This window comes from Streptomyces sp. NPDC007929 (assembly GCF_042959065.1).
In the GTDB taxonomy this organism is placed as follows: Bacteria; Actinomycetota; Actinomycetes; order Streptomycetales; family Streptomycetaceae; genus Streptomyces.
In genome coordinates this window covers 126,435-140,937 of sequence record NZ_JBIBKD010000013.1, presented here as the reverse complement: position 1 = coordinate 140,937, position 14,503 = coordinate 126,435, and the positions used below count along the sequence as shown (strand labels likewise).

Annotated in this window: 11 protein-coding genes; 6 read left to right on the top strand and 5 right to left on the bottom strand. The window is 70.2% G+C overall.

The genetic code is table 11. The features are described from left to right. Positions 1-887: 887 nt before the first annotated feature. Positions 888-1,523 (top strand): TetR family transcriptional regulator C-terminal domain-containing protein, encoded by a 636-nt coding sequence (locus ACFZDE_RS34370; protein ID WP_391005261.1) that lies wholly within the window; start codon positions 888-890, stop codon positions 1,521-1,523. A gap of 24 nt (positions 1,524-1,547) precedes the next feature. Here the strand turns inward: ACFZDE_RS34370 and ACFZDE_RS34365 are convergent, their stop codons facing one another. Then, a complete protein-coding gene (locus ACFZDE_RS34365; RefSeq protein WP_391206946.1) occupies positions 1,548-2,171 on the bottom strand; it encodes an MBL fold metallo-hydrolase in 624 nt (207 codons plus the stop codon). Between the two features lie 5 nt (positions 2,172-2,176). Then, positions 2,177-3,262 carry an S-(hydroxymethyl)mycothiol dehydrogenase gene (locus tag ACFZDE_RS34360; protein ID WP_391005257.1) on the bottom strand — a complete coding sequence of 362 codons (1,086 nt, stop codon included), beginning with the start codon at positions 3,260-3,262 and terminating at the stop codon, positions 2,177-2,179. Between the two features lie 251 nt (positions 3,263-3,513). On the opposite strand from ACFZDE_RS34360, the gene ACFZDE_RS34355 reads away from it, so the two are divergent. The 3 genes from ACFZDE_RS34355 to ACFZDE_RS34345 all read left to right on the top strand — a co-directional run bounded on the left by ACFZDE_RS34355 (position 3,514) and on the right by ACFZDE_RS34345 (position 8,048). Further along, the gene (locus tag ACFZDE_RS34355; protein WP_391206943.1) at positions 3,514-4,422 is read left to right on the top strand and encodes an EamA family transporter; all 909 of its coding nucleotides are present in this window, start codon (positions 3,514-3,516) and stop codon (positions 4,420-4,422) included. Between the two features lie 1,566 nt (positions 4,423-5,988). Further along, on the top strand, positions 5,989-7,485 hold the full coding sequence (locus ACFZDE_RS34350; protein ID WP_391207041.1) for a phage/plasmid primase, P4 family: 1,497 nt from the start codon (positions 5,989-5,991) through the stop codon (positions 7,483-7,485). 188 nt (positions 7,486-7,673) lie between these two features. Next, positions 7,674-8,048, top strand: a complete 375-nt coding sequence (locus ACFZDE_RS34345; RefSeq protein ID WP_391005253.1) for a DUF6009 family protein — start codon at positions 7,674-7,676, stop codon at positions 8,046-8,048. Between the two features lie 135 nt (positions 8,049-8,183). On the opposite strand, the gene ACFZDE_RS34340 is transcribed toward ACFZDE_RS34345, so the two are convergent. From ACFZDE_RS34340 to ACFZDE_RS34330, 3 genes are read right to left on the bottom strand one after another with little or no spacing between them, the layout of a single operon-like run. After that, on the bottom strand, positions 8,184-8,585 hold the full coding sequence (locus tag ACFZDE_RS34340) for a DUF6009 family protein (protein ID WP_391005251.1): 402 nt from the start codon (positions 8,583-8,585) through the stop codon (positions 8,184-8,186). Continuing rightward, a complete protein-coding gene (locus tag ACFZDE_RS34335; RefSeq protein WP_391005249.1) occupies positions 8,582-10,105 on the bottom strand; it encodes a phage/plasmid primase, P4 family in 1,524 nt (507 codons plus the stop codon). The genes ACFZDE_RS34340 and ACFZDE_RS34335 overlap by 4 nt, the downstream gene beginning before the upstream one ends. Continuing rightward, on the bottom strand, positions 10,102-11,217 hold the full coding sequence (locus ACFZDE_RS34330; protein WP_391206940.1) for a bifunctional DNA primase/polymerase: 1,116 nt from the start codon (positions 11,215-11,217) through the stop codon (positions 10,102-10,104). Before ACFZDE_RS34330 ends, ACFZDE_RS34335 begins: the two co-directional genes overlap by 4 nt. Positions 11,218-11,908: 691 nt before the next feature. On the opposite strand from ACFZDE_RS34330, the gene ACFZDE_RS34325 reads away from it, so the two are divergent. Then, positions 11,909-13,174, top strand: a complete 1,266-nt coding sequence (locus ACFZDE_RS34325; RefSeq protein ID WP_391206931.1) for an AAA family ATPase — start codon at positions 11,909-11,911, stop codon at positions 13,172-13,174. Next, complete coding sequence (locus ACFZDE_RS34320; protein ID WP_391206928.1) at positions 13,171-14,436, top strand: ParB/RepB/Spo0J family partition protein; 1,266 nt, start codon at positions 13,171-13,173, stop codon at positions 14,434-14,436. The genes ACFZDE_RS34325 and ACFZDE_RS34320 overlap by 4 nt, the downstream gene beginning before the upstream one ends. Positions 14,437-14,503 lie beyond the last annotated feature (67 nt).

Below are 14,503 nucleotides of genomic sequence, written 5' to 3'. Positions count from 1 at the left end.
ACGGTGCCGACGGCCGCGGCGGTGGCCCGGACATCCGTGGCCCTGGCGTTCGTGGCCCTGGCGTTCGTGGTCGGGGCCGGGGGTGGGTCCGTCGGGCGGTGGTGGCTTTCGCGACGGGGGTGCCGCCGTATCCCCGGCCGGCGGCAGGACCTGCCGCCGGCCACATCGTCGTGGTGCATAACCTCTGGTCCTCTCCTGGCTCCGCCGCGGCGCCGGACGGCGCGTGCCGGCGCCGGGCCGGGGGTCGGGAGCGGGCGGTGGCCGAACGACGGCCGTCCGCCCTCACGTGGATGGTGGTGTACTCGAGGTGGCCGGCCGCTGCGGGAGGCAGGGGGCCCGGGTCGCGGTACGAGTCCGGTGCGCGGGATCCGCGGCTCGCGAACGCGGTGGTCACGGAGCGGGAGACGAAGGTCCGGGGCTAGCGAGCGGTCGGCTCGCCCGCGACGGACGGCGGGATGGTCGCTGACGGCGGGGTGGTCGCCGGTAAGCGGCGGACGGTGATGAAGGCCTGTTCCCTCACGATCGCTCTCCTGTCGTGTGGGCCCGGTTGCGCGGGCCCGGTGCGACTACGCTCGGGCGGAAAGCTCTGGCAGACACCGCGACAGTAGAGAGAGCCTCCGGGCCCGTCAAGAGTTCCGCAGCCCGTCTTCTGCCTGTTGCCTGACTGACCCATAAGTCAGCTCAGAGACTGAGAACCCCACCCGGACCCCACCCCGACCGCCTCGTTCAGGGTTATCATCCCAGTCCAGCCCTGCTTCGACGGGGAGAGCCAGACAGCGGAGACGCCACCGGAGCATCGCCCGGCCACTGACGGATTCGATCGCTACAAGACGTACCTTGCTGACTGACGTGTCAATCATTCTGCCTCGGCGAAAGGCTCATTCTCGATGAGCGATATGGTGACCGGCGTGGTCCGTAAAAAAGTTGTCCTGCGGCGCGAGGAGATCCTCGACGCGACGGTGGAGCAGATCAAGCAGCGCGGTATAGCGGCGACCCGCATCACGGATGTGGCGGGCGCCCTCGGCGTGAGCAGCGGCTTGATCTACTACCACTTCGAGACCAAGGAGCAGTTGATCGAGGCGACGTTCGCGCACGCCGCGCGCAACGAGCTGGACGCGGCCCGGGCCGTGCTCTCGCGTCCCGCCCCGGTCGTGACCCGGCTGAAGGCGCTGCTGCGGGTCTACAGCCCCGCCGCCAAGGCGGTGCCGGGCTGGCGGCTGTGGATCGACGGCTACTCCGCCGGGCTGCGCGACCGTGGCCTGATGGAGGTCATGCAGGACCTGGACGGCGAATGGAAGAAGATCTTCACCTCGCTGATCGAGGAGGGCATGGCCAGCGGCGACTTCCACTGCGCGGACGCCCGGGCGGCGACCTGGCGGATCACGCTGTTCCTCGACGGCCTCGCCGTGCAGATGGTCGCGCGGCGAGGAGCCCTGAAGCGCGACGAGGCCATGCAGTGGATGCGTGAGCGCACCGCCGCGGAACTCGGCATCGACCCGGAGGCGCTGGGCCCGCGGCGGTGAGCGAAGGGGGGACCCGGCAGGTTGCTAGTGGCCCCGCCGGATCCAGTCCTGGAGGTGGGGGGCCTCGGCGCCGATGGTGGTGGGCTCCCCGTGCCCGGTGCGGACCTCCGTGCCCGCGGGGAGGTTCAGCAGCCGCTCCCGGATGGACTCGATGATGAGCGGGAAGCTGGAGTACAGCCGTCCCGTCGCCCCGGGGCCGCCCTGGAAGAGCGTGTCGCCGGTGAAGACCGTAGACAGCGCGGGGGCGTGGAGGCACACCGCTCCCGGCGCGTGACCCGGGGTGTGGAGCACCGTGAGGTCGGTGCCCGCCACGCTCAGCGTCTGTCCGTCGTGCAGCTCCCCGTCGGGCAGCCGGTCGGGGTGGGTGAGCTCCCACAGCGGCAGATCGTCGGGGTGCAGCAGCACCGGGGCGCCGGTCGCGGCGGCCAGAGCGGGGGCGGCGGCGATGTGGTCGTTGTGCGCGTGGGTGCACACCACGGCCCGCAGGGCGCGTCCGCCGAGCAGGCCGAGCACGGCCCCGGCGTCGTGGGCGGGGTCGATGACGATCGCCTCGGTGTCGTCCCCGACGACCCAGATGTTGTTCTCGACCTGCCAGGAGCCGCCGTCCAGGGTGAACTCCCCCGCGGTGACCAGCCGTTCGATGCGCACGCCGCTCACAGCACGACCACCGAGCGCAGGACGTCGCCGTCCTTCATCCGCGCGAAGGCGTCCTCCACCCCGTCCAGGCCGATGGTCTCGGTGACGAACGCCCCGAGGTCGATCCGCCCCTGCCGGTGCAGGTCGACCAGCATCGGGAAGTCGCGCGAGGGCAGGCAGTCGCCGTACCAGGACGACTTCAGGGAGCCGCCGCGGCCGAACACGTCCAGCAGCGGCAGTTCCAGCTGCAGCTCGGGCGTGGGCACACCGACGAGGACGACCGTGCCCGCGAGGTCACGGGCGTAGAAGGCCTGCCGGTAGGTCTCGGGGCGGCCGACGGCGTCGATGACGACGTCAGCGCCGAAACCGCCGGTCAGGTCACGGATGGCGCCGACCGGCTCGGTGTCGCGGGAGTTGACGGTGTGGGTGGCGCCCATGGACCGGGCGGTCTCGAGCTTGCGGTCGTCGATGTCCACGGCGATGATCCGGGCTGCGCCGGCCAGCCGGGCCCCGACGATCGCGGCGTCACCGACACCGCCGCAGCCGATGACGGCGACACTGTCGCCCCGGCCGACGCTGCCGGTGTTGATCGCGGCGCCGATGCCCGCCATGACGCCGCAGCCGAGCAGACCGGCCACGGCCGGCGCGACCTCCGGGTCGACCTTGGTGCACTGTCCGGCGGCCACCAGTGTCTTCTCGGCGAACGCGCCGATCCCCAGCGCCGCAGAGAGCTCGCGCCCGTCCTCCAGGGTCATCCGCTGCCGGGCGTTGTGGGTGTCGAAGCAGTACCAGGGCCGGCCGCGCAGGCAGGCCCGGCAGCGCCCGCAGACGGCACGCCAGTTGAGGATCACGAAGTCACCGGGCTCGACCTCGGTGACGCCGGGGCCCACCTGCTCCACGACTCCGGCGGCCTCGTGGCCGAGCAGGAACGGGAAGTCGTCGCCGATCCCGCCCTGCCGGTAGTGCAGGTCGGTGTGGCACACCCCGCAGGCCTGGACGCGCACCACCGCCTCGCCCGGACCCGCGTCCGGCACCAGGACCGTCTCCACCCGTACCGGGCCGTCCTTCTCCAGGGCCACGACCCCCTGTACCCGCTGCGTCATGTCGTCTTCCTTCCGTCCGTGCGTGATCAGGGCGCCGGGCCCGTGCACCGGCGAGCACGCCGACGGGTGGGCGGACCCCGTGGGGACCGTATGGCGGTACTGATTCATGAGTCAATATTCGGTGCGGTGATCCACCGCGCTCCCGATGCCCTCTTGCCCCTTGTTTACCTGCTTGACAGCGCATATACGGCATCTGTTGACTGATTCATAGGTCAGTATCATCACCCGGCACCCTGCCTCTGGAGACCCTCATGACCATCACCCGGGCGCAGGCCCTGTTCGCGGGACGCTGGGAGTACCGCGTCGCGCTCGTCGGCCTCGCCTGCGCGAGCGCGGTGTGGGGATGGTCGTACATCGCGGTGGTGTGGCTGCTGCCGGAGATGGGGGCCGCCAGCATGGTGGCCGTCCGGTTCCTCGCGGCGGGCGCGATCCTGGTCCTGCTGCGCCCCCGGGCGGTGTTCTCCCTCGGGCGGCGTGCCGCCCTCGCGGGGGCGGCGCCCGGCCTCTGCCTGGGGCTGGCCACCCTGCTCCAGACCGAAGGGCAGCGCTACCTGTCCGCGTCCCAGTCGGGCTTTCTGGCCTCGCTGTTCGTCGTCCTGACACCGCTGGTGGCGTGGGCGGCGTTCCGGGTCCGGGTGACGCCCGCCGTGGGGGCCGCGGTGATCGTGGCGACCGCGGGCCTCGCGGTCATCTCCTTCAACGGGGTCAGCGTGGGCATCGGCAGCTGGCTGACCCTGGCCGGTGCCCTCGGGTACGCCGTCCAGATGGTGCTGCTGTCCCAGTTCGGGGACCGCCGGGCGGTGTACGGCATGACGGCGGTGCAGTTGCTGGCGGCGGGGCTGATCGCGTCGGTGGACCTGCTGCGCTCGGGCCCGGACCTGCCGGAGAGCGCATCCGGCTGGGCGTGGCTCGGCTATCTGACCGTCATGGCGACCCTGTTCATGTACGGGGTGCAGACGTGGGCGCAGGCCCGGGTGCCGGCCGCCGCCACCGCCGTCGTCATGGCCTGCGAGCCGCTGTTCGTCTCGCTGTTCAGTTTCCTGATCGGCTCGCCGCCGGGGACGCGCACCCTCGTCGGTGGAGCGTTCATCGTGGCCGCCATGTACCTCGTGCTGCGCCCGGCGAAGACACCGGTACCGGCTGCCGCGGCGACGCCGTGAGGCACGAGTCCGTCCGCCGCCTCCCGCGCACCTGACCGTCGCCCCTGACACGTCACGCCTGCCCGGGGCGTCCGGTCGTGGTCAGGGGCGGTCACGGTGACGACATCGCCCGTTGGTGTGGACTTCCCGCCCCTCCCCCAGTGCCGGTCCGGTCGCGACGGTGGGGTCGCGACGGTGGGGTCGCCCCGGAGGAACGGCGGTCTGGGCGGGGGCAGTAGCGGGCGGCTCCGACCGGGCGGGCTCACCTGGGGCTCTGAACGGCCCTGTGGCGGGCCGGGAGTTGGCCGGGGACTCCGGGGCCCCACGTCGGCCTCTCGGGCTCCTGAGCGGGCCGTCTGGGCCCGTCTGGGGCGCAGGGACTTGGGCACTCAGGGACTGGATGGAGGGCGCCGCGGCGGGCCATTTCCCCGAACGCACGATTTCCCGATCTTAGCTACCCACGGGTAAGAACCGGCCGACTTCAGGGAAATGCTCATCTCCGGTGAGCGATCGCGTACTTCGCTCAGCTCCCGTACCTCCGCCGTTTCGGCCAGATCGGCGGCGAGGGAGAGCGGTTTCCCCTGGAAGGGACCTTTCGCGTTGCCCGGAATTCGCCAATCCTTCCGCTTGAAGAAACGGTTTGGCCATGAAGGCTCAGACGGGAGAGCCGGTTGCTTTCGCCCCCTCTCCCCCGGCCTCCGCATTTCGTGGGCGGGGGCGCGAAGCCTGCGGGGCGGGGACGGGGTGCCGGGCCGGGGTCGTCGCCCGTCCACCGGACGGCGGGAGTGACCGAGGGACGGAGAGCCGAGACCGCGGGGACTCGGACCCTTTCAGTCCCTGCCCATGAAACTGCAGGTCAGAGCGATTCAAGGCCCTCCAGCAGGGACTGAAGGGACTCAACTTCCCCCTTATCAGCGGAGAATACACATGGGTATGTATATATGACTTACATGTACGTGTACGCGCGCACACACATACGAGAACTCACCCCCGAAACACGTGAAGCGCTGATAAGGGGGAAGTTCAGTCCCTTCAGTCCCTGTTTCAGGGTCGAAAACCCCGCTGACCGGCAAAAACGTGTCAGGGACCGAAGGCGATCCGGTCCCCTGGGCTTCAGACCCTGCCGGGGGAACATCTCATCCCCGTGGGAACAGACGATCGGATTACTGTGCTTGTGTGGGGTCGGGAGTTCAGCGGCGCACGGACCCGGGCGACCTCGTACCCGGCTGTCGGGCACGAGGGACTCAAGGGACCGGAGTACTGATAGAACGTGCTGCGGAGCCCCGTGCTTCACTCGCCTTCGCTCACAACTCCTGCGAGAAGAACAGTCCCTACCGTCCAGGACGACCACGTGCCTTCGACTGCGAACCACTTCCCCGCGACACTGGTGACCGCGGCGCGCCGGTGTGCCGCGCACGGAGCATCGGTCCGTCCACCGGTGGGACTCGCGACGCCCGCGTCGGGCGACGGCATGAGCAGCACGGGCCGCCCCCGCCCGCAGGCTCGTCCGTACCGGTACCCGGCTCAGGGGAGCGCGTGAGCGGCGGCCGCAGCATGCGCTTCGACGCGGTGGCCGCAGCACAGCAGATGCTCGACTTCGAAGCCCTGGAAAGCGTCCTCCCGGAGCCTGGAGAGGCCGCTGAGGACGCGGGGGCCCCCGGGGCCGCCCAGGGCGGCGCAGCGCCTGTGGAGGGCCTTCCCGCGGCTCTGCCCGAGTCCCTGACGGACCGTGGCAACGCCAAGCTCTTCGTGGAACGGTTCAGCCGCCAGTTCCGCCACGTGGACGGCCTGGGCTGGTTCTCCTGGGACGGCTACCGCTGGCAGCGCACCGGCGGCGAGAAGGCCGCTCTGTGGGCCGCTGGCGAGATGGCCGAGGCCATGCCCGACAGAGACCCGCGAGGGCGCTTCACCGAGCGCGAGTTGTACATGCACCGCAGGCGGACCCTGTCGACGGCGGGGATGAAGGCGCTGCTGACCCAGGCGAAGGCGTCACCGAGGCTGTCCGTCGAGCCCGACAGCCTCGACGGCGACCCGTACGCCCTGTGCACCCCCGCCGGGGTCATCGACCTGCACACGGGCCTGCTGGACCCCCCGGACCCCGAGCGCGGCTGCCACTCGCGCGCCACCAGCGTCTCCGCGCAGGCCATGCCGATACCGCGCTGGCGGCGTTTCCTCGAGGACACCTTCGGCGACGACGACGAGGGGCGGGAGATGATCGACTTCCTGCACCTCATGCTCGGCTACTCCGTCACCGGCGACGTCGGCGCCCAGGTGCTGCCGTTCCTGCACGGCGAGGGGAAGAACGGCAAGTCGGTGCTGCTGGACGTGATGATCCAGATCCTGGGCGACTACGCGGACGCCGCTCCCCCGGGGTTCCTCATGGACCGTGGCTCGTTCTCCGAGCACTCCACCGAGCTGACGGAACTGCACGGGCGGCGCCTGGTGGTGTGCAGCGAGCTGAAGCCCAACGACAAGTTCGACGAGGCCCGGGTGCGGCTGCTGACCGGCGGCGACAAGATCAAGGCCCGGCGGATGCGGCAGGACTTCTTCTCCTTCACGCCGACGCACCATCTGTGGCTGCTGGGCAATCACCGGCCCGAAGTCTCCACCGGCGGCTTCGCGTTCTGGCGCCGGATCCGGCTGATCCCCTTCGAGCGCGTCGTGCCCGACGAACGCAAGATCGACAACCTCGCCTTCGAACTCGTCCGGGACGAGGGCCCCGGCATCCTGCAGTGGCTGGTGGAGGGCGCGAAGAGGTACCTCGGCACCCGGGATCCGCTCACCGGGCCCGACCGGGTGCGCATCGCCACCCACGCCTACGCCACGACCGAGGACCACATCGGGCGCTTCCTCGCCGAGTGCTGCACCTGGGACGCGGAGCCCAGTGCCGAACTCCGCGTCGAGCAGGGCCTGCTGTACGCCGCCTACAGTGCCTGGTGCCAGGCCGGGGAGGGGATCCGTCCCGCCAGCACACGGACGTTCGCCCTCCGCGTCCGGCAGGAGGTGGGGCTGTCCAGCCCGGCCGAGATGATCAAATCCAATGGCAGGAAGTACTATCCCGGCATCGGACTGGTGGTGGACTAGGTGTCGCGAAATGATCGGGCGCGCTGCCCGGGACAGGTGAAACGCTTCGCGGCTCCTGCGGGCGGCTCATACGATGGCGGCGGGCCGCACACCGAAGTCGGCGCCGGGCGCGTCGCTCCGGCCACGGTCGGCGCGGTCCGCCGCGGGGCGTCGCGCCCGGCGGGCCGGAACGAGGAGGGATCGAGGTCATGAGTTCGCTACTGAGCGACAGCGATCTCACCTACGAGGCCCAGGTGGTGTGGCTGGAGAACGTGGGCAGCCTCGACTACGTGCGCCAGGCCCTCGACAAGACACCGCGCCGCCGCAACAAGCCGCGGTACGCGCGCGACGGGCGCATGGTCGGATACACGGAGCTCGACGACTCGGCCCCCGCCGATCCCGACAGCGGGCTGTACCGGCGGCGCGTGTTCTTCCTGCTGCCGCACGACCGTGACAACCAGCCCGACGGGATCTACCAGGAGGGGGCGCCGGGCGAGGCGGTGGACCCGCGGACCATCCGTCCGCGCAAGGTCGGCGAGAAGACGCCTCGCTCCCAGCGCGGGCCGGCGGCCATGACGAGCTGACCGGACCGGTCGGCAGAGCTCCGGGCGCGGGGCGCACCGGGCGCCCGGGGTCCTACGGTCACGCGACGGCGGAGGGCTGCACCGAGGCCACTCCCCCGGCGCTGAGCCGGACCGCTGCCGCTCCCCGGCCGGAGGTCACAGGGGCAGAGTTATGCCGAGCTTGCGCATGGCGGACGAGGGCGGGCCGCCCTCGGAGCGCTCCGTCTTGTAGCCCTTCACCCGGGCCTGGAGCGTGCGCGGGTCGACCGCCTCGGCGGGGGCGCTCTTGGCGTACAGGCCCTCCGGTTCGCTGTCCCGGTCGTGGGGCAGCAGCCAGAAGACGCGACGGCGGAAGGTGCCGGAGGCCCGGGAGGCCTTGGCCGTGGGTCCCAGCAGGGCGTAGCCGACCATGCGGCCGTCGCGGTGGTAGGCGGGCTTGCCCTTGCGCGTGGGCAGGCGGTCCAGGCTCTGGCGGACGTAGTCGAGGTCCTCGACGTCCTCCAGCCAGACGAGCGAGGTCTCGTGGCTGATCTCGTCCTCGGTGATCAGGGAGCTCATGCGCCTGCGTCCTCCTGGTCGGTGAGCAGTCCGATACCCGGGTAGTGCTTACGCTGGTTGGACAGGACCATCTCCTTGGGCGAGGCGATTCCTACGAGTTCCCGAGTGCGGGCGGCGAATGCCCTCGAGGACATCAGTGGTGCCCCCTCATTCTGGCACCAGGTCTTGTACGCGGCGTAGAGGGCCGTCTGCTCGGCCCTCAGATCCGGCCCCAGGACGCAGGCCTCGTCGTAGAAGCGGCCGGTGTGGTCCTCGGTCTCGGCGTAGGCGGTCGTGGCGATGCGGACGCGCTCGGGGCCGGTGAGGTCGCGGTCGCCGGCGAGGTAGCGGCGGGCGCCGTCGATGAGCCAGCCGAGGATGCCCGGCCCTTCCTCGGTGACGAGGATGTCGGCCAGGTTGTCGATCTTGCGGTGGTCGGGCACGACGTGCTCGAAGGGGATCAGCCGCATGCGGCGCCAGAACGCGAAGCCGCCGGTGCCGACTTCGGGACGGTGGTTGCCCAGCAGCCAGAGCTTGTGGGTCGGGGTGAAGGAGAAGAAGTCCTGGCGCATCCGGCGGGCCTTGATGCGGTCGCCGCCGGTCAGCAGCTTCACCCGGGCCTCGTCGAACTTGTCGCCGGGCTTGACCTCCGAGCAGACGATGACGCGGCGGCCGTGCAGTTCGGCCAGGTCCGTGGGGTGCCCCTCGTACGGGCGGGCCATCAGGAAGCCGGGCGGCGCCGCGTCCGCGTAGTCCCCCAGGAGCTTCATCAGGACGTCGAGCAGGACCGACTTGCCGTTCTTGCCGGAGCCGAAGAGGAAGGGCAGGATCTGCGCGCCCACGTCGCCGGTCAGGGAGTACCCGAGGAGCAGCTGGAGATAGTCGATCATCTCGCTGTCCTCGGCGGCCTCGCCGAAGGTGTCGGTGAGGAACCGCGCCCAGCGGGGCGTGGGGCCGTGCTGTGGGCCGACCGTGGTGGACCGGGAGTGGAAGTCCTTGTTGGGGTCGGGGTTCTGCACGAGCCCGGTGCGCAGGTCGACGATGCCGTCGGGGGTGCACAGGGCGTAGGGGTCGGCGTCCAGCCGGGAGGCGTTCAGGACCATGCCGGGAGCGGATTTGGCCTGGGCCAGCATGGCGTTGATGCCGGTGGTGGACAGGGCCCGGCGGCGGTGCTGTTGCAGGGCGGTGGTCGTGAAGACGCCGCGCGGATCGTGGGCGGCGATGCTTTCGGCCAAGTCTCCCGCCGCCCACAGGACGGTGTCGTCCTCGTCGATCTGCCAGCGGGTGGTGTCCCAGCGGTACCAGCCGATGCCGGGGACGTGCCGGTAGTCGTTGGCGTACAGCTTCACGAACAGCTTGGCGTTGCCGCGGTCGGTCAGGGTGTCCGGCAGCAGCCCGTCGGCCGTCGCCGCGCCCGTCGGGGCACGGTCGCTGCCGGGCTGCGCCGGGCGCGGGACGGTGGTCGCGCCCTGAGCACGGATCTGAGCGGCGACGGCTTCGGGGTTGAACTCGAAGAGTGCTTCCGGCTTGGGTGACGTCACGAACGCCTCCCTCCTCCGTGCAGGGGCTTTTCCTGGCCCGCGGTCAGACCGCTGCGGATGATCTGCTCGATGCGTCGCGTCTGCCCCGGACGGGCCGCCACAGCGGCTTCTCGCAGCGCCTGTTGGGCCTCCTCCCGGCCGAGGCGTCCCGCCGCGACCAGTCCGCCGAGGGTGAAGGCCGCCCGGTTGAGGGCGTCGGAGAACCCGGCGCCCTCGGCGACCTGCCCGCAGGCCTCCACGGGGGCCAGCACGGTGGCGAGGACGTACCGGGCACGGTCCTTGCCGCCGCCCGCGGCGAGGACGGCCTGCCGGGCGCGGGGTGGGACGGGTCTGGGGGCGGGGATGTGCGGGGCGGGCAGATGCCCGGTGCGTTCCAGCTCCTGGGCGAGCCAGAGGGGCAGGGCGGCCGGCTGGCGGGGCTGGCCCACGGGGGTGTAGGTGCCGTGCCGTGTGGTGGTGCCGGGCGCGACGATGTAGCTGCCGTGGGCGCGGATGTCGACCTGCCAGGCCAGGGCGCGGCCCCGGCCGGATCCGACGGAGGACTGCCAGCGGCGGCTGTCCCTGGCCCGGTACCAGACGTGCATGCCGCCCGAGGGGGTGCGCACGCGCAGGGTGGTCTCGTCGTCGGCGGGGCTCGGCCTGCCCCTGAGCGCGGCGAGCAGGGCGAGGGTGTGGAAGCCGTTGGCCAGCCCGGTGAGGTCGACGTGGTCGGCGATGGGGATGCCCGGCAGGATGCGGTCGCGGGTGGGGGGTTCGGCGTGGTGGGCGTCGATGTCGACGACGACCAGCCCGGCCGGGCCGCAGGAGACGCCGATGCCGTACTCGGGGTGCCTGCCCCACCAGTCGCCGATGCGGTTCTGGTCGAGGGTGGCGGCGTGGAAGCCGTGGCACCAGCGACCGGCGGGGATGCAGGGGCAGGCGGCGGGCGGGTGCGGGTGGGTGCGGCACTCGCGGCAGTTGGCGGCCGGGGTCTTGAGGCCCGCGGACAGGGGGTGGACGGGCCATCCCCGGCGGGCACACCAGCGGGCGATCGCCAACGACTGCTCAGCGACTGCCGGACGCTCGTCGCGCACCCGTGAGTCGCTGAAGGGAAACCGCAGTTCAGCAGACATCCGCACCCCCTGACAGCGACCGAAGCGACTCAACGACGGACACACACTAGCGAACGTGGTGCGAGGGAACGTGGAGCACATGCGTAACGAAGGACCTCTGTGTCGATGATGCGACCGTCGGAGGGGTGCCCAGCGACTGAACGGGCGGGGCAGCTACTGAGGAGGTTTCGGTAGCTACTCAAACGGGCGAGATAAAAGCCCAGTTCAGAGGGGGTGTGCACAACGAAACAGCGACTGAAGCGACTGAAGGTCCCTATATATCACGCACACGCGCACACAGGAGTCCTTCATATATGCGGAACTTCAGTCGCTTCAGTCGCTGTCTTGGCGAGTGTAGGGCGTCTGACCTGCGGTTTTACCCCTCGACTGAAGCAGCGACTGAACAGTCGCTGAGTAGCTGGGCTTCAGTCGCTGCTGGGTGAGGGGCGAAAGGGGGCAGCGACTGAAGCGACCGGCCATCACTCCCCCGCCCAGCAGGCTGAGCAGTGAGGTGCGCGATGTGCTCACTCGCGGTGCGAAGTTGCTTCTGCTCAGCGGAGTGACGGTGTTCTCCTGGCAGGGGGCCCCACCGGGTGATTACGGCGTAATCACCCCTGCGTATCGGACATATCGAACCCTCGACTGGCGGGACGTCAGCAAAACTAACGTGTCACTACTTCAAAGGATCTTGAGCGTTAGTATGGTGTCCCCCATGAGTGCGCCAACCTCCCCCAGCGACCGCGAGAAGGTCGTCTCCAAGCTGCCGACATGGCTTCGGCAGAACCTCAAAGTCAGAGCCGCGCAGCACGGCGTGGAGATTCAGACCGCGGTGGAACAGGGCATCAGCGCGTGGTGTGACCTCGCCTCCGCCACGGCCTCCGTGGACACGGCCGGTGCCGACTCCTTCTCCACCTTCCTGCCGGAAGGCCAGTGGGAGCAGTTCCGGGAGATCAGCTCCGACCGGAAGGTGTCCCTCATTCAGGGACTCGCCCAGTCCGTGCAGTTGTGGCTCGACACCAATCCGGCCCCGGACGTGGAGCGTCCCGAGGTCACCCGCCGCATCGTCGTCTGCAACCAGAAGGGCGGTGTCGGCAAGACGGCCATCACGGCCGGACTCGGCGAAGCTCTGGCGGAGGACGCAGACACCCTCCACCCGGTCCGGGTCTCCAAGGCCCTCACCAAGGCACTCAAGGCCAGCGAAACGCAGGGTGCCGACGCCGACGTGGACGACATGTCGCTTGAGGTCGAGAGTCTGCCCGGCCCTGGACAGCGGGTCCTCCTGGTCGACTTCGACCCCCAGTGCCACCTCACCAACCAGCTCGGTGCCGAGCCGCTGCCGATGAACGGCGACAGCCTCACCAACCACATGGCGGGCGACCCCAAGGGCGATCTGCGTGACCTCATCGTCTCCGTGGACGACGAGGCGTTCGACGGACGGCTGCACCTGCTGCCCGCGTGCAACGACGCCTTCCTGCTGGATGTGCGGCTGTCCGCGGTGCGGGCGCGCGAATCGGCACTGGAGCGGGCCCTCGCCCCGCTGGAAAGTGATTACGACGTAATCATCGTCGACTGCCCGCCGAGCCTCGGGCTCAGCATGGACGCCGCCGCGTACTACGGCCGTCGCCGCGAAGGCGAGAAGCCCGGGCAGTCGGGTGCGCTGATCGTGGTCCAGGCCGAGGACAGTTCCGCGGACGCCTATGAGCTGCTGACCACCCAGATCGACGATCTGCGTGGTGACCTCCAGGTCGACATCGACTATCTCGGCATCGTCGTCAACCTCTACGACTCCCGCCGTGGATACATCGCGACCTCGTCGCTCCAGGGCTGGGTCGACATAAAGGATCCGAGGGTCGTCGGGCTCATCGGTGATCTCAAGGAGCAGAAGGAGGCCGTCCGCGTGAAGAAGCCCCTGCTGTCGTATGCGCCCCGCTCCCAGCAGGCCGTCGGCATGCGTGCGCTTGCCAGGGAGGTGCTGTGAGCAAGGCCAGTCAGCTGGGAACCGGGCGGTTCGGCGGCGGAGGCCGTCCCGTCAGCGCCCGTCGTCAAGCGGTCGCCGCGGCGACCGGAGTACCGACGGACGGGGTGGCACCACCGACCGAACTCCCCCCGCACCGCATCAGCCTGAACCCGGACAACCCCCGTTCGGACCTCGGCGACCTGACGGACCTCGCCGGCAGCCTGCGGACGCACGGGCAGAAGCAGGCCATCACGGTCATGAACCGCGACGTCTACATCAAGGTGAATCCGGAGCGCGAAAGCGACCTGGAACCGGACACCACGTATGTGGTCATCGACGGCAGCAGCCGGCTCGCCGCCGCCCGCGAAGCCGACCTCCCCACCATCAAGGTGATGGTGAGCGACGACCAGGGATCCACATCCGAGGAACTCCTGGAGTCCGCGCTGGTCGCCAATATCCACCGGCAGGACCTCGACGAGCTCGACGAAGCCCGCGCCCTGGAGCGGCTGCTGGCCATCCACGGCAGCCAGCGCGCTCTCGCCAAGCGGCTGCACCGCTCCCAGGGCTGGGTCTCTCAGCGGCTCGCCCTGCGGAATCTGACTCCCGCGCTCCAGGCACGTATCGGAGAGGAGCCGATCGATCTTCTGAGGGCGGTCGGCAACCGGCCCCCGGAGGAGCAGGAAGCGGCGCTGGAGGAACTGAAGACGCAACGAGCCGAGGCCCAGGCAGCGAAGGCAGCCCAGGCAGCTCCGACAGCTCCGACGGTGAAGGCGGCGCCGCCTCTTCGGGCGGCCGAAGACAACCCGCCCGCGGCGGCGCCCGCGGGTCCGAGTGATTACGACGTAATCACCGACGGCGGCACAGAGGAGCGCGGCGGCGGAGACCTCCCCGGCCGGGCCGGTGATTACGACGTAATCACCTCTGGGAGCGCCGGAGCCGGCGGAAGCGTCGTGAACGGCAACGGCGGTGGGGGAGTGGCTTCCCTCGGCGGAAGTGATTACGACGTAATCACCGAGGACTCCCGACAGGGTGCCCCCCTGGGTGGCACGGACGGCGAGCGGCCGACGGCACCTGCCGTCCTCCGGCAGCCCACCTCGGCCCCGGCGACGTCCCCGCAATCCGTTCCGAAGCCCCGCGAGCTGACGAGGATCCCCTACGACGACGGGATCTTCGTCGCGATGCATCTGATCAAGAAGATGAGCGACACCGAGTTCGACAAGATGCTGGTCCTTCTCAATCAGCACCAGCAGCGAAGGGAGAAGCCCGCTCCTGCTCCTGAGTGAGGATGCCGCGCTGCACCTGGTCCCGCAGTGCGCGGCGGTTGCTGATGCCCAGCTTCTCGTAGACGCG

Bases quoted from the DNA above. Each gene is read 5' to 3' on its own strand.
- ACFZDE_RS34370 (WP_391005261.1), top strand. From the start codon at position 888: ATGAGCGATATGGTGACCGGCGTGGTCCGTAAAAAAGTTGTCCTGCGG.
- ACFZDE_RS34350 (WP_391207041.1), top strand. From the start codon at position 5,989: ATGCTCGACTTCGAAGCCCTGGAAAGCGTCCTCCCGGAGCCTGGAGAG.
- ACFZDE_RS34325 (WP_391206931.1), top strand. From the start codon at position 11,909: ATGAGTGCGCCAACCTCCCCCAGCGACCGCGAGAAGGTCGTCTCCAAG.
- ACFZDE_RS34330 (WP_391206940.1), bottom strand. From the start codon at position 11,217: ATGTCTGCTGAACTGCGGTTTCCCTTCAGCGACTCACGGGTGCGCGAC.
- ACFZDE_RS34340 (WP_391005251.1), bottom strand. From the start codon at position 8,585: ATGAGCTCCCTGATCACCGAGGACGAGATCAGCCACGAGACCTCGCTC.
- ACFZDE_RS34355 (WP_391206943.1), top strand. From the start codon at position 3,514: ATGACCATCACCCGGGCGCAGGCCCTGTTCGCGGGACGCTGGGAGTAC.
- ACFZDE_RS34345 (WP_391005253.1), top strand. From the start codon at position 7,674: ATGAGTTCGCTACTGAGCGACAGCGATCTCACCTACGAGGCCCAGGTG.
- ACFZDE_RS34360 (WP_391005257.1), bottom strand. From the start codon at position 3,262: ATGACGCAGCGGGTACAGGGGGTCGTGGCCCTGGAGAAGGACGGCCCG.